Source organism: Halomonas sp. (assembly GCF_033549285.1).
Lineage (GTDB): Bacteria > Pseudomonadota > Gammaproteobacteria > Pseudomonadales > Halomonadaceae > Halomonas.
Genome location: NZ_JAWSUJ010000039.1, coordinates 1 through 23,791, shown reverse-complemented (window position 1 = coordinate 23,791; position 23,791 = coordinate 1). Strand labels below are relative to the sequence as shown.

Below are 23,791 nucleotides of genomic sequence, written 5' to 3'. Positions count from 1 at the left end.
GAACAGCGAGACCCACACCCATGGCCCAATCCCGCGAGCTGCCAGGCGTCCTTGCCTGGCTCGACCGTGCCTCGGAATGGCTCGGCAGGAGCCTCTCCTGGCTTGTCCTGGCGATGATGCTCATCCAGTTCCTGATCGTGGTGCTGCGCTACGCCTTCAGCTTCAACAGCATTCCCATGCAGGAATCGGTGATGTACATGCATGCCATGGTGTTCATGCTGGCCGCGGCCTGGACCCTCAAGCATGACGGCCATGTGCGCGTGGACATCTTCTATCGCGCCATGACGCCGAAGCGCAAGGCACTGGTCGACCTCTGCGGCACCCTCTTCCTGCTGCTGCCGGTGATGGTCTTCGTGATCCTGTCGAGCACGGGCTACGTGAGCAAGTCGTGGCGCATCCTCGAGGGCTCCCCCGATTCCGGCGGCATCCCCGGGGTCTTCCTGCTCAAGACGCTGATCCCGCTCTTCGCGGGGCTGATGATCCTCCAGGCATTGGTGGAGGCGGGCCGCCACTTCCTGGTCCTCACCGGGCGCATGGACCCCCCCGCCCATGACCACGACCATGCCGAGGAGCACCTGTGATGCTGGAGTTCATGCCGCTGGTGCTCTTCCTCGTCATCTGCCTGGTGCTGATGGCCGGTTATCCCGTTGCCCTGTCGCTGGCCGGCACCGCCCTGGCCTTCGCCGGACTGGGCCTGGGCCTCGAGGCCATGGGGGTCGATGCCCACTTCGACAGCGGATATCTGGGCGCCTTCCCCAACCGCCTCTACGGCATCATGACCAACCAGACCCTGCTGGCGGTGCCGCTGTTCGTGCTGATGGGGGTACTGCTGGAGAAGTCCAAGGTCGCCGAGACCCTGCTCGACGCCATGGCCATGCTGTTCGGCTCGCTGCGCGGCGGCCTGGGCATCTCGGTGACCCTGGTGGGGATGCTGCTGGCGGCCTCCACCGGCATCGTCGGCGCCACCGTGGTGACCATGGGCCTGATGTCGCTGCCGACCATGCTCAAGCGCGGCTACAGCATGCCGCTGGCCACCGGTACCATCTGCGCCACCGGCACCCTGGGCCAGATCATCCCGCCCTCCATCGCCCTGGTACTGCTCGGCGACGTGCTCTCGTCCGCCTATCAGCAGGCTCAACTCTCCATGGGCATCTTCAGTCCCAAGACGGTCTCGGTGGGCGACCTGTTCATGGGCGCCCTGGTGCCGGGGCTGATCCTGGTAGTGCTCTACATCACCTACGTCTCCGTGGTTGCCTGGCTCAGGCCGCAATCCGCACCGCCCGCCGACCGCAAGGAACTGATGGCCGAGCTCGGCCACGACGGCGGCCTGGGCTGGCTGCTGCTCAAGGGGCTGGTGCCGCCCATCGTGCTGATCGTGGCCGTGCTGGGCTCGATCCTCGGCGGCTTCGCCACGCCCACCGAGGCCTCGGCGGTGGGGGCCTTCGGGGCGATGATCCTGGCCCTGGCCTATCGCCGCCTGGACCTGCAGACCCTCAAGGAGGTGCTGCGCTCGACCACCCATGTCACCACCATGGTGTTCATGATCCTGATCGGTGCCGCCCTCTTCTCGCTGGTGTTCCGCGCCTATGGCGGCGAGGAGCTGGTCACCGACCTGTTCGAGAACATGCCCGGCGGCGTGGTCGGGGCGACGCTCATCGTGATGCTGGTGATCTTCCTGCTCGGCTTCATCCTCGACTTCATCGAGATCACCTTCGTGGTGGTGCCGATCGTCGGGCCGATCCTGCTGGCGATGGGGCTCGACCCCATCTGGCTGGGCATCATGATCGCCATCAACCTGCAGACCTCCTTCCTGACGCCGCCCTTCGGCTTTGCGCTCTTCTACCTGCGCGGCGTGGCGCCGGACTCGGTACCCACCTCGGCGATCTACAAGGGGGTGATCCCGTTCATCGGGCTGCAGTTGTGCATGCTGCTGGCCCTGGCCTGGTTCCCGGAGCTGGCTACCTGGCTGCCGGATCAGTTCTGACCGGCCCACAGGACAACCAGGGAGTCCCGACCCGCGCGTGTCGGCCCCCAGGAAGAGGCCCTTTTTCCGGCACCGCCTGCGGTGCCGCCCGGGTGGCCCCGGTGGCCGCCGGACACACGCCAGCCCTTGCGAGGGCTTTCCACGACAACACCCACAATACCCAGAGGGAAAGCACATGAAACTCAGATCACTCGCCGTCGCCGTGGCCATGAGCGGTGCCGTCTCGGGCCTGATGCTGGTCTCCAGCGTCGACAACACGGCGCAGGCCCAGGAAACCTTCGAGTGGAAGATGGTCACCTCCTGGCCGAAGAACTTCCCGGGGGTCGGCCAGGGCCCCGAGCGACTTTCCGAGCTCGTCGAGGAGATGTCCGACGGCCGCCTGACCATCGAGGTCTTCGGCGCCGGCCAGCTGGTGCCGGGCTTCGAGGTGTTCGACGCCGTCTCCGAGGGTACCGCCGAGCTCGGCCACTCCGCCTCCTACTACTGGAAGGGCAAGGCCCCGGCCGCCCAGTTCTTCGCCGCCGTGCCCTTCGGCATGAATGCCCAGGAGATGAACGCCTGGCTGCACTACGGCGGCGGCCTCGAGCTGTGGAACGAGCTCTACGACGACTTCGGCGTCGATGTGCTGGTCGCCGGGGCCTCCGGCGTGCAGATGGGCGGCTGGTACAACAAGGAGATCAACTCCGTCGACGACCTGGACGGCCTGAAGATGCGCATGCCGGGCCTGGGCGGCGAGGTGATGCAGCGCATGGGCGTGGCCATCGTCAACATGCCCGGCGGCGAGATCTTCACCTCGCTGCAGTCCGGCGCCATCGACGCCACCGAGTGGATCGGCCCCTACAACGACCTGGCCTTCGGCCTGCACCAGGCCGCCGACTACTACTACTACCCCGGCTGGCACGAGCCGACCGTGATGTTCGAGGCGATCATCAACGAGGAGGCCTATGCCTCGCTGCCCGCCGACCTGCAGGCGATCCTGCGTACCGCGGTGCGCGACATCAATGCCGATGTGCTGGACGAGTATACCGCCCGCAACAACGACGCCCTGGAGACCCTGGTCAACGAGCACGGGGTGGAGCTGCGCCGCCTGCCGGACGACGTCCTCGCCCAGGCCAAGGAGCACTCCGCCGACGTGGTCGCCGAACTCGCCGAGGACAGCGAGATGGCCCAGAAGATCCACGACTCCTACCGGGCCTTCCAGGACAAGGTGGTCAACTACCACACCATTTCCGAGCAGGCCTACTACAACGCCCGCAACCCGGACGAGAGCACCGGCAACTGAGGTCGTTGCCTCGCCGGCACAAGGGGGCCGCCTTCGGGCGGCCCCCTTGCGTTGCGGGGATGATCCAGGACCTGGCGATCAGCGGCACAGCGGGGCCAGCCACGCCTCGGCGAGCCACAGCACCAGGGCATAGCGGGCCGCCTTGGCCAGGGTGATCAGCAGGATCGCGCGCCACCACGGCAGGCACAGGACGCCGGCCAGCACGGTGAGCGGGTCGCCGACCACCGGCGCCCAGGAGGCCAGCAGGCTCCACTCCCCGAAACGCAGGTACCAGCCCTCGGCCCGTTCCAGCCCCTGCCGGGACACCGGGAACCAGCGACGATCCTGGAAGTGCCGCGCGTAGCGCCCCAGTCCCACGTTGACCAGGCTTCCCAGGCTGTTGCCGAGGGTGGCCACCGCCCACAGCAGCAGGGCCGGCTCGCCGCTGCACCACAGCCGCGCCAGCCACACCTCGGAGCCACCGGGCAGCAGGGTGGCACTCGCCAGCGCCACCAGGAACAGCGTCAGCATGGCACCGCCCCCGCTCCCTGCAGTAGGCTATTGGCCCCCTTCGATCGCAATGACGTGACGCCGATGGCCGCCTCCCGCTCCATACCCAATACCCTGACCATCGCCGGCTCCGACCCCAGTGGCGGTGCCGGCATCCAGGCCGACCTCAAGACCCTCTCGGCCCTGGGCACCTATGCTACCAGCGTGATCACCGCCCTGACCGCCCAGAACACCCGCGGCGTCACCGGGGTTCACCCGGTGCCGGCAGCGTTCATCGCCGCCCAGCTCGAGACGCTGCTCGATGACATCGCCATCGACGCCGTGAAGATCGGGATGGTGGCCAGCCGCGAGGTGGCCGAGGTGATCCGCGAGGCGCTGGCTCGCCGGCGGCCGGGCTGGATCGTGCTCGACCCGGTGATGGTGGCCAAGAGCGGCGACATCCTGGTCGACGATGCCGGCATCGCGGCGGTCCGAGAGTGCCTGGTGCCTCTGGCCGACCTGATCACCCCCAACCTGCCGGAGGCCGCCGTGCTGCTGGGCTGCCCGGTACCGCAGGATCGCGTCGGCATGGAGGCGCTGGCCCCCGGCCTGCGCGCCCTGGGGGCCGGCGCCACGCTGCTCAAGGGCGGCCACCTGCGTGGCGAGGGCTGCCCCGACCTGCTGATCGAGGGTGACGCCCTGCACTGGCTGGAGGGGACTCGCATCGCCACCGGCAACCTGCACGGCACCGGCTGTACCCTCTCCTCGGCCATCACCGCACGCCTGGCCCTCGGCGACGCCCCTCGCGAGGCGGTGGCCGCCGCCAAGGCCTGGCTGTCGCGGGCGCTTCAGGAGAGCCACCGGCTCGACGTGGGGCAGGGCCACGGGCCGGTGCACCATTTCCACGCCTGGTGGTAACCCGCCGGGCTTGCGCGCTCCCCCCCTGCCGCCCATGCTGAAGGCTGTGCCGTGGGGATCAACCTTCCCGGGAGGGAGCCATCATGAGCCAGACCCTGCTGTTCGCCAGCGACCTCTCCGCCGAGAACCGTGCCGCCTTCGCCCGCGCCATACGCCTGGCGGTGGAGAGCGGTGCCCGGCTCGATGTCATCCATGTGCTCGACCCCTACCTGCCGCGGCGGGTCCTGCATGACCTGGAAGAGGCCGTGGTGGAGGACATCCGCGCCACCCTCGTCGACATCCGCGAGGACTATGCCCTGCCCGAGCCCCAGTGCCTGATCCAGACCATGGCCGGCGCTCCCTATGCCGAGATCATCCGCGAGGCCCATGAGCGCGAGGCGGACATGATCATCCTCGGCGCCCATCGCAAGCGCGGCCAGCCCGACCTGGTCGCCGGTACCACCCTCGCCCGGGTGCTGCGCAGCGCCCCCTGCCCGGTGCTCTCGGTCAGCCACCTGGCCACTCAGGAGTGGCAGGACATCCTGGTGCCGGTGGACTTCTCGCTGACCTCGCGCCACACCCTGCGCGAGACCCTCAAGCGCTTCCCCGGTGCCCGGCTGACCCTGCTCCATGCCTGGGACATCCCCGGCGAGCGGGAACTGGGCTCCGACAGCGACTACGCCCGCTGGCGCGACCGCGAGGTGGAGCGGCTGCGCACCCAGCTCGAACGCGAGACCGAGCAGCTGATGAGCGAGCTCGACGATGTCCCGGAGCTCGAGCTGGTGCTGGAGCAGGGCGAGCCCCTCGAGGTCCTGATGACCCGCCTGCGCCGCCAGCCGCCGGACCTGCTCGCGCTGGGCAGCCGCGGCCAGCTGGGTCGCCACAGCCAGATCACCGAGCGCCTGCTCTCAGAGCCCCACTGCGACATCATGCTCTGCCGCGCCTGGTAGGAAGCGCCCAGTAGCTATACAGAACCCTTACGAAGGGATATTGTCCGTACAAGAGAATTCCCTGTTGTGCGAGGTTCACCATGTCCCTGCCCTGCATCCGAAGCGCCCTCCTGCTGGCGACCCTGGCCATCGCGACCACGGCGACGGCCGAGACGGTGGAGATCAAGGGCGCTCGCTTCCCGGCCGTCCTCGAGACCGAGGAGCGTCGCTACGAGCGGATCGGCCACGGCCTCTTCCGCTACATGATCTGGGACGCCTATGCCGGGGCCTACTACCAGGCCCAGGGCTTCCCGCGCCCGGCCCCCCAGTCCGACGTGCCACGCCGCCTCGAGCTCGAGTACTTCCACGCCATCGAGGCCGAGGAGTTCGCCGAGGCGACCCTGAAGAGCGTGCGCAAGGCCCTCGACGACGAACGCTATGCCGAACTGTCGTTGCCGCTGGAGGCCTTCAGCGAGCGTTACCGTGACGTCACGCCCGGCGACCGCTACGCCCTGGGCTGGGACGGCGACCGGCTGACGCTGGCCCTCAACGGCGAGACCCTCTTCGAGGGGGACGACCCGGCGCTGGCCAATGCCCTGTTCGGCATCTGGCTGGGCGAGGAGCCGCTGGGCGAGGCGTTCCGTGACGACCTGCTGGGGCGCTGAGGCGGCGACATGCTAGGCTTGGCGGTCCGAAACGGCAGCCAAGGAGACCCCGCCCGATGAAGGCCCTGATCCAGCGCGTGAAGCGCGCAAGCGTGGAGGTGGACGATCGCGAGGTGGGCGCCATCGGCACGGGCCTGCTGGCCCTGGTGGGGGTCGAGAAGGGCGACGACGAGGCGGCCGCCGACCGGCTGCTGCACAGGCTGCTGCACTATCGGGTGTTTCCCGACGACGCGGGCAGGATGAACCGCAACCTGCAGCAGGCCGACGGCGGCCTGCTGCTGGTTTCCCAGTTCACCCTGGCCGCCGACACCCGCAAGGGGCTGAGGCCCAGCTTCTCCAGCGCCGCGCCGCCCGCCGAGGGCGACCGCCTCTTCCACTACCTGCTCCAGCGCGCCCATGACGCCTGGCCGAGGGTCGCCAGCGGTGAGTTCGCCGCCCACATGCAGGTCTCGCTGGTCAACGACGGGCCGGTGACCTTCCTGCTGGAGAGCTAGCCGCCGAGCTCGGCCTCCATGGCCTCCAGCGCCTCCTCGGCCTCCAGCCAGGCCTGCTCCAGCTCCTCCAGGCGCGACTTGAGCTCGCCCTGGCGACCGAGGCGCTCGGTGAGCTCCGCCTTGCGTGCGGGGTCGGTATAGAGCTCGGCGTCGCCCAGCGTCTCTTCCACCGCGGCGAGTTCCACCTGGACCTTCTCCATGGCCTGCTCGGCGCGGTCGCGCTGCTTCTTCAGCGGCCGCAGCTTCTCGCGCAGCTCGGCGGCGGCGCGACGGGCGGTCTTGCGATCCTCCCTGGGCACGTCGGCCTCGGCCTGGCGGTCGGCCTTGTCGGCCCGAGCCTCGCGGCGCTCGCCCTCCAGGCGCGCCTTGAGCCAGGCCCGGTAGTCCTCCAGGTCGCCGTCGAAGGGCTCGACGCGATGGTCGGCCACCCGCCAGAACTCGTCCACCGTGGCGCGCAAGAGGTGGCGGTCGTGGGAGACGATGATCACCGTCCCCTCGAAGCTCGCCAGCGCCTCGGTGAGCGCCTCGCGCATCTCCAGGTCGAGGTGGTTGGTGGGCTCGTCGAGCAGCAGCAGGTTGGGCTTCTGCCAGGCGACCAGCGCCAGGGCCAGGCGCGCCTTCTCGCCGCCGGAGAAGCGCCCCACCTCGGCGAAGACGTCGTCGCCGTGGAAACCGAAGCCGCCCAGGAACTTGCGGATGTCCAGGTCGGCGGCCGTGGGCGAGAGGCGCTGGACGTGCATGAAGGGGGTGGCGGCCAGGTCCAGCCCCTCCAGCTGGTGCTGGGCGAAGTAGCCGATCGCCAGGTGCTCGCCGGCCACCCGCCGGCCAGACAGCAGCGGCAGGTCGCCGGTCAGCGACTTGATCAGCGTCGACTTGCCGGCCCCGTTGGGGCCCAGCAGGCCAATGCGCTGGCCGGGCAGCAGGGTCAACTTGACGCCGTCGAGCTGCACCGTCTCCCGTCCGGCATCGTCGCGGTAGCCCAGGCGCGCCTCGTCGAGCACCAGCAGCGGGTGGGAGACCTTGTCGGCGGCGGGGATGGTGAAGTGGAAGGGCGAGTCGGCATGGGCCACGGCGATATCCCCCATGCGTTCGAGGGTCTTGAGCCGGCTCTGGGCGGCACGGGCCTTGTTGGCCTGGTAGCGGAAGCGCGCCACGAAGCGCTCGATCTCCTCGCGGCGCGCCTGCTGCTTGGCGGCCTCGGCCTGCTGCAGGGCCAGCTTCTCGGCCCGGGTGCGCTCGAAGGTGGAGTAGTTGCCGCGATAGAGCACCAGGCTGCGGCGATCGAAGTGCACGATGTGGTCGCATACCGCGTCGAGGAAGTCGCGGTCGTGGGAGATCAGCAGCAGGGTGCCGGGATAACGGGTGAGCCACTGCTCGAGCCACAGCAGGGCATCCAGGTCCAGGTGGTTGGTGGGCTCATCCAGCAGCAGCAGGTCGGAGGGCTTGAACAGCGTGCGCGCCAGGTTGACGCGCATCCGCCAGCCCCCGGAGAACGCGGCCAGGGGCCGGTCCAGGTCGGCCTGGACGAAGCCCAGCCCCACCAGCAGCTGGGCCGCCCGGGCCGGGGCACTGTAGCCGTCCAGCGCCTCGATGGCGCCATGCAGCTCCGCCTCGCGATGGGCGTCGCCCCGCTCGCGGGCGGCCTCGAGGGCCTGCTCGGTCTGGCGCAGTTCGCGGTCGCCGTCCAGCACGTAGTCGACGATGGAGCGCTCCAGGGCTTCCACCTCCTGGTCCATGTGGGCGATGCGCTGGCCGCCGCTCATCTCCACCTCCCCCCTGTCCGGGGAGAGTTCGCCGAGCAGCAGCTTGAACAGGCTCGACTTGCCCGCCCCGTTGGGCCCGACGATGCCCGCCTTGTGGCCGGCGTGCAGGGTCAGGTCGGCCCCCTCGAGCAGGGTCTGGGTGCCGCGTTGCAGGGAAACTTGGCGCAGTGCGATCATGCAGGCTCCACTCGGCAGTCCGTGAGGCTGCCGCCCAGCGGGACGACAGCCGTGTCATGAGCCACGATTCTACCCAATTGCCGCCCGCTCTGCGGACCCGACTGCGCGACGCCCCCTTGTGGGAGTTCGCCCTTGCCCTCTACGGGAGCGGCGGCGTCGAGGCGGCCTGCCTGGTGCTCCAGGACGAGGCCGGGGTCGATGTCTGCGAGCTGCTCTGGCACTGCTGGCTGCATCATCACGGCCTGGAGTGCGATGCGAGCCTCGAGCCGTTCCGCCGCTGGCAGCGCCAGGTCACCGCCCCCCTGCGCCAGCTGCGCCGGGAACTGAAGCCGGAGGCCCAGGAGAGCGAGTCCGTGGCTGCACTGCGCCGCACGCTCAAGCAGGCCGAGCTCCAGGCGGAGCGCGAGGCGCTGTCGCGCCTGGAGCGGCTGGCACGCGAGGGCGGCCGGCTCTCTGCCCTGCCGAGCCCCCCTCCCCGCCTGTCGGAACGCCTCGCCATCCGCCTGCAAGTGCAGAAAAAACCTCATCTTAGCGCCCTTCGAACCCTGGAAAGCCAGCTTGACCCCCCATGACGGCCACGCTAGCCTGAATTCAGACGAGTGAATGTCATGTTCACCTGACACCCGCTGATGGCCGCATCCTCCATCACGGGACAAACCTGCAGAGGGACCACAAGAATGAAGTCACACAAGCTGTTGACCGGCGCCGGTATCGGCGCGCTGATGTTCGGCATGTCCACCGCTGCGTTCGCCGACAACTGGCGCTATGCCCACGAGGAGTACGAGGGCGACGTCCAGGACGTCTTCGCCCAGGAATTCAAGCGCTACGTGGAGGAAAACTCCGACCACAGCGTCCAGGTCTACCGCTTCGGTGAGCTCGGCGAGTCCGACGACATCATGGAGCAGACCCAGAACGGTATCCTGCAGTTCGTCAACCAGTCGCCCGGCTTCACCGGTTCGCTGATCCCCGAGGCACAGATCTTCTTCATCCCCTATCTGATGCCCACCGACATGGACCATGTGCTCGAGTTCTTCGACGAGAGCAAGGCCATCAACGAGATGTTCCCGGAGCTCTATGCCGAGCAGGGCCTGGAGCTTCTCAAGATGTACCCCGAAGGCGAGATGGTGGTCACCGCCGACGAGCCGATCACCTCGCCCGAGGACTTCAAGAACAAGAAGATCCGCACCATGACCAACCCGCTGCTGGCGGAGACCTACAACGCCTTCGGCGCGACCCCCACGCCGCTGCCCTGGGGCGAGGTCTATGGCGGCCTGCAGACCGGCATCATCGACGGCCAGGAGAACCCGATCTTCTGGATCGAGTCCGGCGGCCTCTACGAGGTCTCCCCGCACCTGACCTTCACCAGCCATGGCTGGTTCACCACCGCCATGATGGCCAACCAGGACTTCTTCGAGGGCCTCTCCGACGAGGACAAGGAACTGGTGCGTGAGGCGGCGAATGCGGCCTACGATCACACCATCGAGCACATCCAGGGCCTGGCCGAGGAGTCGCTGGCCAAGATCCAGGAGGCTTCCGACGAGGTCACCGTGACTCGCCTGAACGAGGAACAGATCCAGGCCTTCAAGGAGCGCGCGCCCCAGGTCGAGGAGGAGTTCATCGACATGACCGGCGAGCGCGGCAAGGAACTGCTCGATCAGTTCAAGGCCGACCTCGAGGCCGTGACCGAAGACGCGGAGTAATCCCCGCCGCCTTCGACCTTGAAGGGGGGTGGCCTGCCCGGGCCGCCCCCCTGTTGTTTCTGGACACGGCGTTTCCGGGCATCGGGCTTCCGGACATGGCAGCGTGCACCCAGCGTTGATGTAGGCGGCCACCGGCCCAGGCATCCACGCGTATGCTTGCCATAAGAGAATCCTGATTTTCCCGCATTGCAGCCGAAGGGGAGTACGGACATGACCGACGAAGAGTCTGAAAAGCACTATCGCTCGGGGCTACCGGGCTTTCTGGGCACCATCGACACCTTCATCAGCAAGCTCGAGGCGGTAATCCTGGCGCTCGGGGTGCTGCTGATGGCCTTCAATACCATCGCCAACGTCATCGCCCGCTTCGTGTTCGGCAACAGCATCTTCTTCTCCGGCGAGATCAACCGCATCCTGATCATCATGATCACCTTCGCCGGCATCGGCTATGCCGCCCGCCACGGTCGCCACATCCGCATGTCGGCGATCTACGATGCCCTGCCGGTGGGCGGCCGCAAGGCGTTGATGATCTTCATCGCCCTGATCACCTCGCTGGTGATGTTCTTCCTGCTCTACTACTCGATCGTCTACATCCTGGACCTCAAGTCCAAGGGCAGGATCCTGCCGGCGCTGGGCTTCCCGATCTGGTGGATCTACGTCTGGGTACCCCTGGGCTTTCTGATCACCGGGATCCAGTACCTGCTCACCGCGATCAAGAACCTGACGTCGCGGGACGTCTACCTGTCGACCGGCGTGCTCGACGGCTACAAGGACACGGAAACGGAAGTCTGACGCAGGGCAGAACGCCCGGGGGAACGCACGATGACGACAATAATGGTTACCACCATGATCGCCCTGCTGCTGCTGGGCTTTCCCATGATGATCCCGCTGATCACCGCGGCGGTGATCGGTTTCTACATGATGTTCAATGGCCTGGGCCAGATGGACACGCTCATCCAGCAGATGATGGCCGGCATCCGCCCCGCCTCACTGATCGCGGTGCCGATGTTCATCCTCGCCGCGGACATCATGACGCGGGGCCAGTCGGCCGAGCGCCTGATCAACATGGTGATGTCCTTCATCGGCCATGTGAAGGGCGGCCTGGCGGTCTCCACCGCCGCCTCCTGCACCCTGTTCGGCGCGGTGTCGGGCTCCACCCAGGCCACCGTGGTGGCAGTGGGCTCGCCCCTGCGCCCCAAGATGCTCAAGGCCGGCTACTCGGATTCCTTCACCCTGGCGCTGATCATCAACTCCAGCGATATCGCCTTCCTGATCCCGCCCAGCATCGGCATGATCATCTACGGGGTCATCTCGGGGACCTCCATCGGCGAGCTGTTCATCGCCGGCATCGGGCCCGGGCTGCTGATCCTGCTGATGTTCTCGATCTACTGCGTGATCTACGCCACCGTGCGCAAGGTTCCCACCGAGCCGAAGTCGAGCTGGGGCGAGCGCCTCACCGCGGTCCGCCTGGCCCTCTGGCCGCTGGGCTTCCCGGTGATCATCGTCGGCGGCATCTACGGCGGCATCTTCAGCCCCACCGAGGCGGCCGCGGCCTGCGTGCTCTACGCCATCTTCCTGGAGTTCCTGATCTTCCGCTCGCTGAAGGTCAACGACATCTACGCCATCGCCAAGTCCACCGGCCTGATCACCGCCGTGGTGTTCATCCTGGTGGCGGTGGGCAATGGCTTCTCCTGGATCATCTCCTTCGCCCAGATCCCCCAGGAGATCCTGGCGGCCGCGGGCATCAACGAGGCCGGCCCCACGGGGGTGCTGATCGCCATCTGCATCGCCTTCTTCGTGGCCTGCATGTTCGTCGACCCCATCGTGGTGATCCTGGTGCTGACGCCGATCTTCGCCCCCGCCGTGGCGGCCACCGGGCTCGACCCGGTGCTGGTGGGTATCCTGATCACCCTGCAGGTAGCCATCGGCTCGGCCACACCCCCCTTCGGCTGCGACATCTTCACCGCCATCGCCATCTTCAAGCGTCCCTACCTGGACGTGATCAAGGGCACACCGCCCTTCGTCTTCATGCTGATCCTGGCCGCGGCCCTGCTGATCATGTTCCCGCAGATCGCCCTGTTCCTGCGTGACCTGGCGTTCCGCTGATCCAAGGAGTAACGACCATGTTCAATCGGATACTGGTCCCGGTAGATGGCTCCAAGGGCGCCCTCAAGGCGCTCGAGAAAGGCGCCGGCCTGCAGCTGCTGACCGGGGCCGAGCTCTACATCCTGTGCGTCTTCAAGCACCACAGCCTGCTCGAGGCCTCGCTCTCCATGGTGCGGCCCGACCGTCTCGACCTGCCCGATGACGCCCTCAAGGAGTACGCCACCGAGATCGCGGTCCACGCCAAGTCCCATGCCGTGGAGCTCGGGGTGCCGGCCGAGCGGGTACGCGCCTTCGTCAAGGGGGGGCGGCCGTCGCGCACCATCGTGCGTTTCGCCCGCAAGCGCGAGTGCGACCTGATCGTGATCGGCTCCCAGGGAACCAACGGCGACAAGAGCCTGCTGCTGGGCAGCGTCGCCCAGCGGGTGGCCGGCTCCGCCCACTGCCCGACCCTGATCGTCTGACCCTCGCGCGCCCCCTCGCCGGGCCGGTTCCCCCCGCATGCCATGCGGGTGCGGAACCGGCCCGGCCCTGTTAGAGTCCCATGGATTCCGCGCATTACCTTACATCCACCCGAGGCGCGCGCGCGCCAACGTACAAGGTTCCTTCATGAAGACACTGCTGACCTCCGCTTCCCTGGCGGCCCTGCTGGCCGCCGCGCCCCTGGCACTGGCCGCCGCGCCGGAGACCGACAACGAGAAGCTGGGCTACAGCCTCGGCGTGACCCTGGGTCAGAGCATCCAGCAGGACGTCGAGGACCTGGACATCGATGCCTTCACCCAGGCCATCCGTGACGTCTTCGACGGCGGCGAGCTGGAGATGAGCGACGAGGAGATGGCCGAGGCCCTGACGACGTTCCAGCAGGAGGCCATGGCCGCCCGCGAGGCCGAGGCCGAACAGCGCTCCGCGGCCAACCGCGCCAAGGGCGAGGCCTACCTGGAAGAGAACGCCCAACAGGACGGGGTGACGGTCACCGACTCCGGCCTGCAGTATCGCGAGCTGGAGTCCGGCGACGGCGCGACCCCCGGCGCCGATGACACCGTCGAGGTCCACTACGAGGGCACCCTGATCGACGGCACCGTCTTCGACAGCTCCTACGAGCGCGGCGAGCCGGTGAGCTTCCAGGTCGGCCAGGTCATCGAGGGCTGGCAGGAGGCCCTCCAGCTGATGAGCGTGGGCGACACCTGGGAAGTGGTGATTCCCTCCGACCTCGCCTACGGCGCCCAGGGACAGGGTCCCATCGGCCCCCACGAGACGCTGATCTTCAAGGTCGAGCTGCTCGACGTAGCCGGTGAATGATCCGGCCCGGATGAACGCCCTCCGCTGCCTGACCGCTGCCGGCCTCTGCCTGGGGCTGGCCGCCCCGCTGGCCGCCCAGGAGCCGCCGGCAGAGCTGCCAGGCCTGGGGGCCGACCGGGACGATGTCAGCGTGCTCGGCGTCTCCTCGGGGGGCTACATGGCTACCCAGCTGGCGGTGGCCTGGCCCGAGCGGTTCGCCGGGCTGGGGGTCGCGGCTGCCGGCCCCTGGGCTTGCGCCCGGGGTTCCCTGGGCCTGGCCCTGGGCCAGTGCATGACGACCCGGCGAGGCATGCCGGACCCGGCGGAGCTTGAGGACCGCTACCAGGGGTACCGCCAGCGCGAGCTGGTCGGCAACCCCGAGGCCCTGGCCGAGCTGCGGGTCTTCATCTGGCATGGGGCCAACGACGAGACCGTGGTCCCGCCACTGGGACATGCGCTTGCCGAGCAGTTCCGCGACTGGCTGGCCTCGCCCGATGACCAGCTGAGGTTCATGGAGAGCGAGGAGGCCGGCCATGGCTGGCCGCTGGCGGCGCCGCCGGGCACGCCCGTGGACACCCTGGCGGACTGCCGCGCGGGAGGCGGTACTCACCTGCTGGCCTGCGACCTGGACATCGCCGGAGAGATGCTGGGCTGGCTGCACGGCGACCTGGCGACCCCCGAGCCGGGCGAGCCCCGGGGCGAGCTGGTGCGCTTCGACCAGTCGGATTTCGACGCCCGCGGACTGGGTGACACCGGCTACCTGTTCGTCCCGGCGGGCTGCAAGGAGGGAGGCTGCGAGCTGACCGTGGCGCTGCATGGCTGTGCCATGGACGTCGAGCAGATCGATGAGACCTTCGTCCGACACAGCGGCCTCAACGAGTGGGCCGCTGCCAATCGACGGCTGGTGCTCTACCCCCAGGCGGAGACCAGCCTGCCCAACCCCCAAGGGTGCTGGGACTGGTGGGGCTTTGCCGAGAGCACCTGGCAACTCGACCCCCTGCATGACAGCCGGCAGGGCTCGCAGACGGGCGCGCTGATGGCCATGATCGAGCGCCTGCAGCAGGCACCCGACGGAAGGTGAGCCGGCCGGCGCCTCACCCCTCGGCCAGCGCCTTTTCCAGGGCGGCCTGCAGCGGCCCGGAAGTGGGAGAGTGCAGCACCCGACGGAGAATCTCGCCGTCGCGGTCGACCAGGAAAAGCGAGGCGCTGTGATCGATGGTGTAGGCCATGGCCGAGTCCGGGGTCTCCACCTTGCGCCAGATCACGCCATAGCGCTCGGCCAGTTCCTCGAGGGCCTCCTGACTGCCGGTGGCGCCGATGAACGCCTCCCCGAAGAAGGCCAGGTACTCCTTCAGCCGTGCCAGGGTGTCACGCTCGGGGTCCACCGAGACCATCAGCGGGACCACCCGGCGCCGCTGTTCGGGGTCGAGGCGCCCCATCACCTGACGCACCACGGCAAGGCTCATCGGGCAGACGTCCGGGCACCAGGTGTAGCCGAAGAAGACCACCGCCAGCTGGTCATCGTCGAGCTGGCTCAGCGAGAACTCGCCCTCGGTCGAGGGCAGCTCGATCGGCCCCCCCTGGGGCTCGCCGTTCGCCTGCCCCCTCAGCTGCTGCTGGTAGAGGCCAAGGCCGACGGCCACTACCACCAGTATCGCGCCCAGTCCCAGCCAGATGCCTCGCCGCTTCATGATCACCGCCTCGCCACGTCGAAGTCGAACCAGCTTCCCAGACGCCCCTGCGGGGTGTCCACCACTACCTTCGCGCGCCAGGGCATGACCGCCTCGGTGCAGATCGCCACCTGCCCCTCCCCGCGGAAGACGCCGCCGCCCGCGGCCTCGAGGGGAAAGCGGTGCAGCCCCATGTCCATGTCGCGGCCGACGAAGTCGACGCGGGCGGACTCGGCGTCGATGCCCGCCAGGCGCACCTCCAGCGGCAGGCGCTCCAGGGCCCGGATGGGGCCGTCGGACCCGATCGCCAGGCGCAGCGAGATGCCCTGCCCCAGGCGCGCCGTGCAGGGGGCCGTATGCAGGTCGCAGGGGGCCTCCACCGGCGGATGCCACTGCACGCCGGCCTCGTCGCGCAGACTGTAGCGAGTCAGGTACCAGAGCGCCACGGCGAGGGTCAGCAGGGTGAGGATGATCAGCAGGCGCAGCAGCGGGGGGCGGGCCGCGCCGGTCGACGACAGGATGCGCTGTGGCATGGCGGAGAACGGGGCCTCCATCGGTGGCAGGATGGAGGTAAGCTTATCAGCATTTGCCTGCGGCGAAGTGCGCAAGGATGTCGCAGGGGGAGCATCGCGAGGGAGGTGTCATGGAAGGCGTGGGCAATGCACTGGGGCCGCTGTTCCTGCTGATCCTGCTGGGCGCCGGGCTCGGCTGGTGGCGCCAGCCGGGCGGCGACTTCTGGCCGCGCATGGAACGGCTGATCTACTTCCTGCTGTTTCCCGCCATGCTGGTCTCGACCCTGGCCACCGCGGACGTCGCCCAGGTGCCGGTGGCCCGGCTGGCCCTCGCCCTGCTCGGTGCCATGGGCCTGTTCGGCCTGCTGCTGTGGGGGTTTCGGAACCGGCTGCGACTCGATGCGCCAGCCTTTACCTCCGCCTTCCAGGGCTCGCTGCGCTTCAACACCTATGTCGGCGTGGCCGGGGCCGCCGCCCTGCACGGCAGTGCCGGGGCCACGGTGGCCGCGGTCGCGGTAGCGCTGATGGTACCGGTGGTCAACGTGCTCTGCGTGGTGAGCTTCATCGCGGCCGGGACCCTGGGTTCGGCGAGCCTGGGCAAGAGCCTCGCCGCCCTGACCCGCAACCCGCTGATCCTGGCCTGCCTGGCCGGCATCGTCCTCAACCTCAGCGGCATCGGGCTGCCCGGCTGGAGCCAACCCGGCCTGGAGCTGCTGGGGCGTGCCGCCCTGCCGCTGGGCCTGGTGGCCGTGGGCGTGGCGCTGCGTCCCGCCGCGCTGCTGAGGCTTGACCGCGGGGTCTGGGCCGCCAACATGGTCAAGCTGGGTCTGATGCCGGCCCTCGTGCTCGCCCTGGCCCTGCTGCTGGGCCTGGACCCGGTGACCCGCGACGTGGCGCTGCTCTTCGCCGCCCTGCCCACCGCCACCTCGGCCTATATCCTGGCCCGCCAGCTGGGCGGAGACGCCGAGCTGATGGCGGCCCTGATCACCGGCCAGACGCTGCTCGCCATGGTGACCCTGCCGCTCTGGCTGCGTCTCGCCGGCTGACGGCACGCCGCTAACGAAAAGCGTTCGCATTTGCATTGACAGCGCAAACAGGAATGGTTACGCTTTAACCGTGGCGTTGATGAGGCGCCACGCCGGGCAGGAACCCGCCAGTTTCCTGCCCTGGTTTCTCCCTCTCATTGCTAGTCACGGTCCCTTTGCCGCCCCGCCCGGGGCGGCTTTCTTTTGGTTCATCGCACTACCCCGACGACGTCCTTTTCCCCATACGACGGCGCCCCCGGCACCTGTGGGATGCCGGGGGCGCGGACAGGGCAGGTCCTGGCGGGGGTCAGTCGACCCGCTTGAAGATCAGGTCCCAGACGCCGTGCCCCAGCTTCTCGCCGCGCGCCTCGAACTTGGTCAACGGGCGAAACTCGGGGCGCGGCACATAGGGGGCCGTCTCGGGGCCGGCGGTGTTGGCGAAGCCGGGGGCGGCGTCCATCACCTCGGCCATCCACTCGGCATAGGCCTCCCAGTCGGTGGCCATGTGCAGGGTGCCACCGGGCTTGAGCCGTGTGCGCACCAGCTCGACGAAGGCGGGCTGCACGATGCGCCGCTTGTGGTGCTTCTTCTTCGGCCAGGGGTCGGGGAAGAACAGCTGCAGGGTGTCGAGGCTCGCCTCGGGCAGGCACTGCTCGAGCACCGCCAGGGCGTCCTCGCGATAGACGCGCAGGTTGGTCAGGCCGCGCTTGTCGGCCTCGTCGAGCAGCTTGCCGACCCCCGGCGCATGCACCTCGATGCCGATGAAGTCGGTATCCGGGTGGCGCTCGGCCTGCTCGATCAGGGAGGCCCCCATGCCGAAGCCCACCTCCAGCACCCGGGGTGCCTGTCGCCCGAACAGGGCATCGAGGTCCTGGCGGCCATCGGCGAGGGAGAGCCCCAGACGCGGCCAGACCTCCTCGAGCCCCCGGGTCTGAGCCTGGGTCATGCGGCCGGCACGCAGCACATAGCTCTTGATGCCACGGCGGTGCAGCGGGGCGTCCGGGCCCTCGGGGCCGGTGGTCTTGTCGTCGTGTCGCGGGTCGGTCATGGCGCGGGAGCTCTTGTCGGGAGAAACGCTTGCCTGGAAGAAGCTGGGGGCGCGTATTGTAGCGGCTCAGGACGCCGCCGGGTACGGTAGGCAGACAATGCCAACCGGACACTCGAGGCTGACCCGGCGCCTCTCGCGAATCCGCGCAACCATAACAGTCAGTCAAGACAAGGAGGGTCAGAATGCAGGACAGGGGATGGTGGCTGGGGGCGGCGCTCTCCGGCGCCCTGGTGGTGATGGCCGGTGCCTTCGGCGCCCATGCGCTGGAGGGGCAGCTGGCCCCGCGGCTGGCGGCGGCCTTCGAGACCGGGGTGCGCTACCAGGCGTGGCACACCCTGGCGCTGCTGGCGCTGCTGGCCTGGCGGGCAACGCAACCCCAGACGGGCCAGCGGCTGGCCATGGGGCTCTGGGCGGCCGGCATGGCGCTCTTCTCGGGCTCGCTCTACGCCATGGCGCTCACCGGCGCGACAGGCCTGGGAATGATCACGCCCCTCGGCGGGTTGCTGATGATCGGTGGCTGGCTTGCCCTGGCGGTGGCGGTGCTGCGCGCCCGGCCACCGGGTCAGTCGCCGTCCGGCAGCGCATAGGTGGCGGTGACCAAAGCCATCGGCCGCTCGTCGCCGTCGGAGAAGAGCTGCACCTCGCCCACCGCCAGGCGGCGCCCCAGCTTGAGGATCCGGGCGTTGGCAATGATATCGCGATCGCCCCGGGGCCGGCGCAGGAAGCGGCAATGCAGGTCGCTGGTCACGGCCATGGGCTCGGGGCCGATCTGGGCCAGTATCGCCACGTAGAGGCAGACGTCGGCCAGCCCCATCAGGGTGGGGCCGGAGACGCTGGCCCCGGGCCGCAGGTGCTCGTCCTCGATGGCCAGGCTCATGGTCGCACGCATCTCGTCGACGCCCTCGATGGTCCCCGTCCGCTGGGGAAAGATCTCGTCGAGAAAGTCCTCGATGGCGGCGGCGGTCATCACGGTCATCGGCAGGCTCCTTGGGGTGGTGGTGATGGCGAGGCAGGCCCCACGATAGCCGAGCCGGCCCCTGGCCGACAGTCACCGAACGTCGAGCCCGCCAACGAAGACGCCCCCGCGGCATGACCGCGCGGGGGCGTTCTCTCTGGGGGCTCGGCTCAGGCCGGCCCCCTCCGGCGATGGCCTTACTTGGCCTTGTGCACGGCGCGCCAGTGGTGCAGCAGCGGCTCGGTATAGCCGGCGGGTTGCTCGCGCCCCTTGAAGATCAGGTCGCTGGCGGCCTGGAAGGCGGTCGAGGCGGCGAAGTCGGCGCTCATCGGCGTGTACTCCGGGTCGCCGGCATTCTGCTGGTCGACCACCTTGGCCATGCGCTCCAGGGTCTCGCGGACCCGGGCGGCATCGACCACGCCGTGGTGCAGCCAGTTGGCGATGTGCTGGCTGGATATCCGCAGGGTGGCGCGGTCCTCCATCAGGCCCACGTCATGGATATCCGGCACCTTGGAGCAGCCCACGCCATGCTCGACCCAGCGCACCACGTAGCCGAGGATGCCCTGGCAGTTGTTGTCCAGCTCCTGCTGGAGCTCCTCCTCGCTCCACTGCGGCGACTCGGCCACCGGCACGGTGAGCAGGTCATTCAGGAAGTCCACATCGCCCTGGCCTTCCATCTCGCGCTGCAGGGCCGCCACGTCCACCTGGTGGTAGTGCAGGGCGTGCAGGGTGGCGGCGGTGGGCGACGGCACCCAGGCGGTGTTGGCGCCGGCCTTGGGATGACCGACCTTCTGCTCTAGCATGGCGGCCATCAGGTCCGGCATGGCCCACATGCCCTTGCCGATCTGGGCGCGGCCGCGCAGGCCGCAGGCCAGGCCGACCTGGACGTTGTTCTTTTCGTAGGCCTGGATCCAGGCCGAGCCCTTCATGTCGCCCTTGCGGATCATCGGGCCCGCCTCCATGGCGGTGTGCATCTCATCGCCGGTGCGGTCGAGGAAGCCGGTGTTGATGAACACCACCCGCGAGCTGGCCTCCGCGATGCACGCCTTGAGGTTGACGGAGGTGCGACGCTCCTCGTCCATGATGCCCATCTTCAGGGTGTCGCGGTCCATGCCGAGGATGTCCTCGATGCGCCCGAACAGCGCATTGGAGAAGGCGACCTCCTTGGGGCCGTGCATCTTCGGCTTGACGATGTACATGGAGCCGGTGCGCGAGTTGCGCGGCTCATCCTCGCCCTTCCTGAGGTCGTGCAGGGCGACCAGGCCGGTGACGATGCCGTCGAGGATGCCCTCGGGCAGCTCGTTGCCGTCGGCATCCAGCACCGCCGGGGTGGTCATCAGGTGGCCCACGTTGCGCACGAACATCAGCGAGCGGCCCGGCAGGGTCACGCTGCCGCCGTCGGTGTTCTGCCAGGTGCGATCGGCATTGAGGCGGCGGGTGATGGTCTTGCCGCCCTTCTCGACCTGCTCCTCCAGGTCACCCTTCATCAGGCCCAGCCAGCTGGCATAGACACCGACCTTGTCCTCGGCATCCACCGCCGCCACGGAGTCCTCGCAGTCCATGATGGTGGTCAGCGCCGCCTCGACCACCACGTCCTTGACGCCGGCCGGGTCGGTCTTGCCGATCGGGTGGCTCGGGTCGATCTGGATCTCCAGGTGCAGGCCATGGTTGACCAGCAGCACAGACGCCGGGCGCTCGGCCGGGCCGTTGAAGCCCACCAGTTTGCCCGGCTCCTTGAGACCGGTCTCGCGACCGCCCTCCAGGGAGACCACCAGGTGGCCGTCACGCAGCGCATACTTGACGGCGTCGTGGTGGGAGCCGGTGGCCAGCGGGGCGGCGCGGTCGAGAACGCCGCGGGCGTAGCCGATGACCTTCTCGCCGCGCTTGGGGTTGAAGCTCTCGCCCTTCTCGGCCCCGCCCTCCTCGGAGATGGCGTCGGTACCGTAGAGGGCGTCGTAGAGGCTGCCCCAGCGGGCGTTGCCGGCGTTCAGGGCATAGCGCGGGTTGTTGACCGGCACCACCAGCTGCGGGCCGGCCTGGACGGCGATCTCGCGGTCGACGTTGGTGGTGGTCACCTGGACCGTCTTCGGGGCCTCGACCAGGTAGCCGATCTCCTCGAGGAAGGCGCGGTAGGCGGCCATGTCGCGGATCGGGCCGGGGTGCTCGCGATGCCAGGCATCGAGCTTCTCCTGCAGGCGGTCGCGCTCTGCGAGTAGTTCGCGGTTCTGCGGGGTCAGATCATGGAAGAGGGCGTCGACGCCGGCCCAGAAGGCCTCGGGGTCGACACCGGTGCCCGGCAGGGCCTGTTCGTTGATGAAGCGGTCCAGCTCGGCGGCCACCTGAAGGCGATGGCGAGTGATGCGTTGGGTCATGGGTCGTGCTCCTCATGCTTGGCTGCTCGGTGCCCCCTGGCACCGACCGGCCGGACAGGGAATGGTGACTGCGTAGCGCCAATTTTGTGGAAAATGCTTCCACATGTAAACCCGTCGCGGGACTCTGCTGCCCCGCGCTAGACCAAATGATGAGACCGCGGCCGGCCGGCAAGGCATTGCTGGCCGGGCCGGTGGCTTGCCGCTAGCATGAACGGGCATTGCGGAGGAACCGATGAGCGATTTCACCCCCCTGCAGGCCCTGGGCCCCCTGGCCCCGGCAGACCTGTCCGGACAGGACCTCGAGCGCTACCTGGGTCACTACGGCCTGGCGCCCCTGCTTGCCGAGCACGTGGGTCTCTACGTGGGGTACCTGGAGGCCGGTGACTTCCGCCTCTGGACCCAGGTCTGGAGTCCCGACTCGCCCATCGGCACGGCCTTCGTGGTACACGGCTACTTCGACCACCTAGGCCTCTACCGTCACCTGCTGGAGTGCCTGCTCGCGCGGGGCTGGCGGGTCGTGCTCTGGGACCTGCCCGGCCATGGGCTCTCCAGCGGCCGCCGTGCCTCCATCGACGACTTCAAGGACTATGGCAGCTGCCTGCACCACTTGCAGCAACATCTCGAGGAAGAAGGGCTGGCCCCCCGACCCTGGCTGGGCGTCGGCCAGAGCACCGGGGCGGCGATACTGGCCACCGACGCCCTGACCCGCGGCGATGACGGTGCCTGGTCGGGCCTGGCGCTGCTGGCGCCGCTGGTCCGCCCCTGGGGCTGGAACCAGTCGAGCTGGCTGCACCGCCTGGTGGGCCCCTTCGTGGAGTCGATCCCGCGCAAGTTCCGCGCCAACTCCACGGATGCCGACTTCGCCGACTTCCTGCGCGAGGGCGACCCCCTGCAGGCCGACCGCCTGGCGATGGACTGGGTGGGGGCCATGCGCCGCTGGATGCCGCAGTTGCTGGCGCTGCCGCCTAGCCCGGTCCCCACCCTGATCCTGCAGGGTGAGCAGGACCTGACGGTGGACTGGGAGTGGAACCTCGAGGTGCTGGCGCGCAAGTTCCCCGGCGCCGAGATCCATCGCCACCCCGAGGCCCGTCACCACCTGGTCAACGAGGCCGAGCCGATTCGCCGCGAGCTCTTCACGATCCTCGACCGCTTCATTGCCGGACTGGAGCCGGTCGACACCTCACCCCGGGAGATACACTCGCCATGAAACCCTACCTGTCCCTGCTGCTGGCGACCCTGCTGCTCGCCGGCTGTGCCGCTGCGCCGGAGCAGCCGACCACCCTGCGCCAGGCCCTGTTCGGCCTGGGCGAGCGCGCCGCCGAGCGGCTCACGGCGACGCCGCCCCTGCCCAGCCCGGCGGTCGATCAGGTGCTGCTGGTGGCCAGGCCGGAGGTCGACCCCGCCCTGGGGCTCGGCGACGAGCGCGTGCTCGAGAGCCTGACCCGCGCCCTGCTGGCGGTTCCCGACGGCCCCCAGGTGCTGGAGTGGCGGGATGCCATGGCCGAGGGGGGCGGCGACAACCAGTGGCGCCTGGACAGCCGACTCGTGGCCGACGGCCCCCGGCTGCAACTCTCCGACCGCGAGCTGCTGCCCTATCGCCTGAGCCTGGAGCTGCGGCGCGCCGGGAACGACGCGCCGGAGTGGCACAGCGATATCAGCGGCGCTCTGGACGCCACCGCCCTCTGAGCGGGAAGGCCCTCAGCCCTTGAGCAGGCGATCGAGCTGGCGGTAGCCGATCGCCTCGATCAGCTGGTCCCGCCCGGGACGCGCCTCGTCGACCAGGTCGGCCAGGGTCAGCGCCACCCGCAGGACCCGGTGGTAGGCCCGGGCCGACAGCTTGAGACGCTCCAGCACGCCGGCCAGCCAGGCGCGATCCGCCGCCTGCAGGGCGCAGGCCTCCTCCAGGGCCTGCCCGGCCAGTCGCGCATTCAGTGCGCCGCGGGCCGCCTGGCGGGCCCGGGCCGCCAGCACCCGCTCGCGCACCACCGCCGAGGACTCCCCCGGTTCACGGGAGGTGAGCTGCTCCGGCGCCAGCGCCGGCACTTCCACCTGCAGGTCGATGCGGTCGAGCAGCGGCCCCGAGAGGCGCGCCTGGTAGCGCTGGATCTGGGCCGCCGTGCAGTGGCAGGCCTGGCGCGGGTCGCCCAGGTGGCCGCAGGGGCAAGGGTTCATGGCCGCCACCAGCTGGAAGCCGGCGGGGAAGCGCCTCTCGTGGCTGGCCCGGGCGATATGGATCTGCCCCGACTCCATGGGCTCGCGCATCACCTCCAGCACGTGCCGCGAGAACTCCGGCAGCTCGTCGAGGAACAGCACCCCGCGGTGGGCCAGGGAGATCTCGCCGGGCCGCGGCCGGGAGCCACCGCCCACGAGGGCCACGGCGCTGGCGGTATGGTGCGGGGCACGGAAGGGACGCACGCCCCACTGTTCGGCATGCGAAAGCCCGCTGACCGAGCGGATGGCCGCCACCTCGAG

Annotated in this window: 26 protein-coding genes; 18 read left to right on the top strand and 8 right to left on the bottom strand. The window is 69.0% G+C overall.

The window, feature by feature from the left end; all coding sequences use genetic code 11:
• Positions 1 to 20: 20 nt before the first annotated feature.
• The 3 genes from SCI24_RS10620 (at position 21) to SCI24_RS10610 (ending at position 3,266) form a co-directional block, all read left to right on the top strand.
• Positions 21 to 581 carry a TRAP transporter small permease subunit gene (locus SCI24_RS10620; protein WP_318725341.1) on the top strand — a complete coding sequence of 187 codons (561 nt, stop codon included), beginning with the start codon at positions 21 to 23 and terminating at the stop codon, positions 579 to 581.
• A complete protein-coding gene (locus SCI24_RS10615; protein ID WP_318725340.1) occupies positions 581 to 1,984 on the top strand; it encodes a TRAP transporter large permease subunit in 1,404 nt (467 codons plus the stop codon). Before SCI24_RS10620 ends, SCI24_RS10615 begins: the two co-directional genes overlap by 1 nt.
• A gap of 175 nt (positions 1,985 to 2,159) precedes the next feature.
• Positions 2,160 to 3,266 carry a TRAP transporter substrate-binding protein gene (locus SCI24_RS10610; RefSeq protein ID WP_318725339.1) on the top strand — a complete coding sequence of 369 codons (1,107 nt, stop codon included), beginning with the start codon at positions 2,160 to 2,162 and terminating at the stop codon, positions 3,264 to 3,266.
• Positions 3,267 to 3,344: 78 nt separating this feature from the next.
• Here the strand turns inward: SCI24_RS10610 and SCI24_RS10605 are convergent, their stop codons facing one another.
• The gene (locus SCI24_RS10605; protein ID WP_318725338.1) at positions 3,345 to 3,776 is read right to left on the bottom strand and encodes a YqaA family protein; all 432 of its coding nucleotides are present in this window, start codon (positions 3,774 to 3,776) and stop codon (positions 3,345 to 3,347) included.
• Between the two features lie 63 nt (positions 3,777 to 3,839).
• Between SCI24_RS10605 and thiD the strand changes: the two genes are divergently transcribed.
• From thiD to dtd, 4 genes are all read left to right on the top strand, one after another.
• Entirely contained in the window at positions 3,840 to 4,652 is an 813-nt protein-coding gene (thiD, locus tag SCI24_RS10600) for a bifunctional hydroxymethylpyrimidine kinase/phosphomethylpyrimidine kinase (RefSeq protein ID WP_318725337.1), read from the top strand.
• A gap of 83 nt (positions 4,653 to 4,735) precedes the next feature.
• Complete coding sequence (locus SCI24_RS10595; protein ID WP_278032437.1) at positions 4,736 to 5,581, top strand: universal stress protein; 846 nt, start codon at positions 4,736 to 4,738, stop codon at positions 5,579 to 5,581.
• Between the two features lie 80 nt (positions 5,582 to 5,661).
• Positions 5,662 to 6,225, top strand: coding sequence for a chalcone isomerase family protein (locus SCI24_RS10590; RefSeq protein WP_318725336.1), 564 nt, complete (start codon positions 5,662 to 5,664; stop codon positions 6,223 to 6,225).
• A gap of 56 nt (positions 6,226 to 6,281) precedes the next feature.
• Positions 6,282 to 6,719, top strand: a complete 438-nt coding sequence (gene dtd / locus SCI24_RS10585; RefSeq protein WP_318725335.1) for a D-aminoacyl-tRNA deacylase — start codon at positions 6,282 to 6,284, stop codon at positions 6,717 to 6,719.
• Here the strand turns inward: dtd and SCI24_RS10580 are convergent.
• Complete coding sequence (locus tag SCI24_RS10580; protein ID WP_318725334.1) at positions 6,716 to 8,659, bottom strand: ATP-binding cassette domain-containing protein; 1,944 nt, start codon at positions 8,657 to 8,659, stop codon at positions 6,716 to 6,718. The genes dtd and SCI24_RS10580 overlap by 4 nt on opposite strands.
• 56 nt (positions 8,660 to 8,715) lie before the next feature.
• On the opposite strand from SCI24_RS10580, the gene SCI24_RS10575 reads away from it, so the two are divergent.
• The 7 genes from SCI24_RS10575 to SCI24_RS10545 all read left to right on the top strand — a co-directional run bounded on the left by SCI24_RS10575 (position 8,716) and on the right by SCI24_RS10545 (position 14,818).
• Entirely contained in the window at positions 8,716 to 9,231 is a 516-nt protein-coding gene (locus SCI24_RS10575; RefSeq protein WP_318725333.1) for a TIGR02444 family protein, read from the top strand.
• Between the two features lie 105 nt (positions 9,232 to 9,336).
• Positions 9,337 to 10,359, top strand: coding sequence for a TRAP transporter substrate-binding protein DctP (gene dctP, locus SCI24_RS10570; RefSeq protein ID WP_318725332.1), 1,023 nt, complete (start codon positions 9,337 to 9,339; stop codon positions 10,357 to 10,359).
• A 210-nt stretch (positions 10,360 to 10,569) separates the two neighbouring features.
• Positions 10,570 to 11,148, top strand: a complete 579-nt coding sequence (locus SCI24_RS10565) for a TRAP transporter small permease (RefSeq protein WP_318725331.1) — start codon at positions 10,570 to 10,572, stop codon at positions 11,146 to 11,148.
• A gap of 30 nt (positions 11,149 to 11,178) precedes the next feature.
• A complete protein-coding gene (locus SCI24_RS10560) occupies positions 11,179 to 12,462 on the top strand; it encodes a TRAP transporter large permease (RefSeq protein ID WP_318725330.1) in 1,284 nt (427 codons plus the stop codon).
• Between the two features lie 17 nt (positions 12,463 to 12,479).
• Positions 12,480 to 12,923, top strand: coding sequence for a universal stress protein (locus tag SCI24_RS10555; protein ID WP_133636749.1), 444 nt, complete (start codon positions 12,480 to 12,482; stop codon positions 12,921 to 12,923).
• A 145-nt stretch (positions 12,924 to 13,068) separates the two neighbouring features.
• Positions 13,069 to 13,758 (top strand): FKBP-type peptidyl-prolyl cis-trans isomerase, encoded by a 690-nt coding sequence (locus SCI24_RS10550; RefSeq protein ID WP_318725329.1) that lies wholly within the window; start codon positions 13,069 to 13,071, stop codon positions 13,756 to 13,758.
• 10 nt (positions 13,759 to 13,768) lie between these two features.
• Complete coding sequence (locus SCI24_RS10545) at positions 13,769 to 14,818, top strand: prolyl oligopeptidase family serine peptidase (protein WP_318725328.1); 1,050 nt, start codon at positions 13,769 to 13,771, stop codon at positions 14,816 to 14,818.
• 13 nt (positions 14,819 to 14,831) lie between these two features.
• Here SCI24_RS10545 and SCI24_RS10540 read toward each other — a convergent pair whose 3' ends face one another.
• Both SCI24_RS10540 and SCI24_RS10535 read right to left on the bottom strand, forming a co-directional pair.
• Positions 14,832 to 15,428: an SCO family protein gene (locus SCI24_RS10540; protein WP_318725327.1), complete on the bottom strand. Its 597-nt coding sequence runs from the start codon at positions 15,426 to 15,428 to the stop codon at positions 14,832 to 14,834.
• Positions 15,429 to 15,430: 2 nt separating this feature from the next.
• Entirely contained in the window at positions 15,431 to 15,940 is a 510-nt protein-coding gene (locus tag SCI24_RS10535; RefSeq protein ID WP_318725326.1) for a hypothetical protein, read from the bottom strand.
• Between the two features lie 110 nt (positions 15,941 to 16,050).
• Here SCI24_RS10535 and SCI24_RS10530 point away from each other — a divergent pair, with 110 nt between their 5' ends.
• Positions 16,051 to 16,965: an AEC family transporter gene (locus SCI24_RS10530; protein ID WP_318725325.1), complete on the top strand. Its 915-nt coding sequence runs from the start codon at positions 16,051 to 16,053 to the stop codon at positions 16,963 to 16,965.
• A 286-nt stretch (positions 16,966 to 17,251) separates the two neighbouring features.
• Here the strand turns inward: SCI24_RS10530 and trmB are convergent, their stop codons facing one another.
• Positions 17,252 to 17,992, bottom strand: coding sequence for a tRNA (guanosine(46)-N7)-methyltransferase TrmB (gene trmB, locus SCI24_RS10525; protein ID WP_318725324.1), 741 nt, complete (start codon positions 17,990 to 17,992; stop codon positions 17,252 to 17,254).
• A gap of 182 nt (positions 17,993 to 18,174) precedes the next feature.
• Here trmB and SCI24_RS10520 point away from each other — a divergent pair, with 182 nt between their 5' ends.
• Complete coding sequence (locus SCI24_RS10520; protein WP_318725323.1) at positions 18,175 to 18,579, top strand: DUF423 domain-containing protein; 405 nt, start codon at positions 18,175 to 18,177, stop codon at positions 18,577 to 18,579.
• Here SCI24_RS10520 and SCI24_RS10515 read toward each other — a convergent pair.
• Together SCI24_RS10515 and SCI24_RS10510 are read right to left on the bottom strand one after the other, a co-directional pair.
• Positions 18,555 to 18,968, bottom strand: coding sequence for a PaaI family thioesterase (locus tag SCI24_RS10515; RefSeq protein ID WP_318725322.1), 414 nt, complete (start codon positions 18,966 to 18,968; stop codon positions 18,555 to 18,557). The two genes, SCI24_RS10520 and SCI24_RS10515, sit on opposite strands and share 25 nt — an antisense overlap.
• 176 nt (positions 18,969 to 19,144) lie before the next feature.
• Positions 19,145 to 21,319, bottom strand: coding sequence for a malate synthase G (locus tag SCI24_RS10510; RefSeq protein WP_318725321.1), 2,175 nt, complete (start codon positions 21,317 to 21,319; stop codon positions 19,145 to 19,147).
• A gap of 232 nt (positions 21,320 to 21,551) precedes the next feature.
• Between SCI24_RS10510 and SCI24_RS10505 the strand changes: the two genes are divergently transcribed.
• On the top strand, positions 21,552 to 22,526 hold the full coding sequence (locus SCI24_RS10505; protein ID WP_318725320.1) for an alpha/beta hydrolase: 975 nt from the start codon (positions 21,552 to 21,554) through the stop codon (positions 22,524 to 22,526).
• Complete coding sequence (locus SCI24_RS10500; protein WP_318725319.1) at positions 22,523 to 23,005, top strand: hypothetical protein; 483 nt, start codon at positions 22,523 to 22,525, stop codon at positions 23,003 to 23,005. Before SCI24_RS10505 ends, SCI24_RS10500 begins: the two co-directional genes overlap by 4 nt.
• A gap of 12 nt (positions 23,006 to 23,017) precedes the next feature.
• Here the strand turns inward: SCI24_RS10500 and SCI24_RS10495 are convergent.
• On the bottom strand, positions 23,018 to 23,791 hold a 774-nt coding region (locus tag SCI24_RS10495), incomplete at its 5' end, for a YifB family Mg chelatase-like AAA ATPase (RefSeq protein WP_318725318.1).

Coding starts and splice junctions, on each gene's coding strand:
- SCI24_RS10540 (WP_318725327.1), bottom strand. CDS start 15,428: ATGAAGCGGCGAGGCATCTGGCTGGGACTGGGCGCGATACTGGTGGTA.
- SCI24_RS10555 (WP_133636749.1), top strand. CDS start 12,480: ATGTTCAATCGGATACTGGTCCCGGTAGATGGCTCCAAGGGCGCCCTC.
- SCI24_RS10620 (WP_318725341.1), top strand. CDS start 21: ATGGCCCAATCCCGCGAGCTGCCAGGCGTCCTTGCCTGGCTCGACCGT.
- thiD (WP_318725337.1), top strand. CDS start 3,840: ATGGCCGCCTCCCGCTCCATACCCAATACCCTGACCATCGCCGGCTCC.
- SCI24_RS10520 (WP_318725323.1), top strand. CDS start 18,175: ATGCAGGACAGGGGATGGTGGCTGGGGGCGGCGCTCTCCGGCGCCCTG.
- SCI24_RS10535 (WP_318725326.1), bottom strand. CDS start 15,940: ATGCCACAGCGCATCCTGTCGTCGACCGGCGCGGCCCGCCCCCCGCTG.
- SCI24_RS10510 (WP_318725321.1), bottom strand. CDS start 21,319: ATGACCCAACGCATCACTCGCCATCGCCTTCAGGTGGCCGCCGAGCTG.
- SCI24_RS10580 (WP_318725334.1), bottom strand. CDS start 8,659: ATGATCGCACTGCGCCAAGTTTCCCTGCAACGCGGCACCCAGACCCTG.
- SCI24_RS10560 (WP_318725330.1), top strand. CDS start 11,179: ATGACGACAATAATGGTTACCACCATGATCGCCCTGCTGCTGCTGGGC.
- dctP (WP_318725332.1), top strand. CDS start 9,337: ATGAAGTCACACAAGCTGTTGACCGGCGCCGGTATCGGCGCGCTGATG.
- SCI24_RS10595 (WP_278032437.1), top strand. CDS start 4,736: ATGAGCCAGACCCTGCTGTTCGCCAGCGACCTCTCCGCCGAGAACCGT.
- SCI24_RS10590 (WP_318725336.1), top strand. CDS start 5,662: ATGTCCCTGCCCTGCATCCGAAGCGCCCTCCTGCTGGCGACCCTGGCC.
- SCI24_RS10505 (WP_318725320.1), top strand. CDS start 21,552: ATGAGCGATTTCACCCCCCTGCAGGCCCTGGGCCCCCTGGCCCCGGCA.
- trmB (WP_318725324.1), bottom strand. CDS start 17,992: ATGACCGACCCGCGACACGACGACAAGACCACCGGCCCCGAGGGCCCG.
- SCI24_RS10565 (WP_318725331.1), top strand. CDS start 10,570: ATGACCGACGAAGAGTCTGAAAAGCACTATCGCTCGGGGCTACCGGGC.
- SCI24_RS10530 (WP_318725325.1), top strand. CDS start 16,051: ATGGAAGGCGTGGGCAATGCACTGGGGCCGCTGTTCCTGCTGATCCTG.
- SCI24_RS10550 (WP_318725329.1), top strand. CDS start 13,069: ATGAAGACACTGCTGACCTCCGCTTCCCTGGCGGCCCTGCTGGCCGCC.
- SCI24_RS10500 (WP_318725319.1), top strand. CDS start 22,523: ATGAAACCCTACCTGTCCCTGCTGCTGGCGACCCTGCTGCTCGCCGGC.
- SCI24_RS10575 (WP_318725333.1), top strand. CDS start 8,716: ATGAGCCACGATTCTACCCAATTGCCGCCCGCTCTGCGGACCCGACTG.
- SCI24_RS10615 (WP_318725340.1), top strand. CDS start 581: ATGCTGGAGTTCATGCCGCTGGTGCTCTTCCTCGTCATCTGCCTGGTG.
- SCI24_RS10610 (WP_318725339.1), top strand. CDS start 2,160: ATGAAACTCAGATCACTCGCCGTCGCCGTGGCCATGAGCGGTGCCGTC.
- dtd (WP_318725335.1), top strand. CDS start 6,282: ATGAAGGCCCTGATCCAGCGCGTGAAGCGCGCAAGCGTGGAGGTGGAC.
- SCI24_RS10605 (WP_318725338.1), bottom strand. CDS start 3,776: ATGCTGACGCTGTTCCTGGTGGCGCTGGCGAGTGCCACCCTGCTGCCC.
- SCI24_RS10545 (WP_318725328.1), top strand. CDS start 13,769: ATGAACGCCCTCCGCTGCCTGACCGCTGCCGGCCTCTGCCTGGGGCTG.
- SCI24_RS10515 (WP_318725322.1), bottom strand. CDS start 18,968: ATGACCGTGATGACCGCCGCCGCCATCGAGGACTTTCTCGACGAGATC.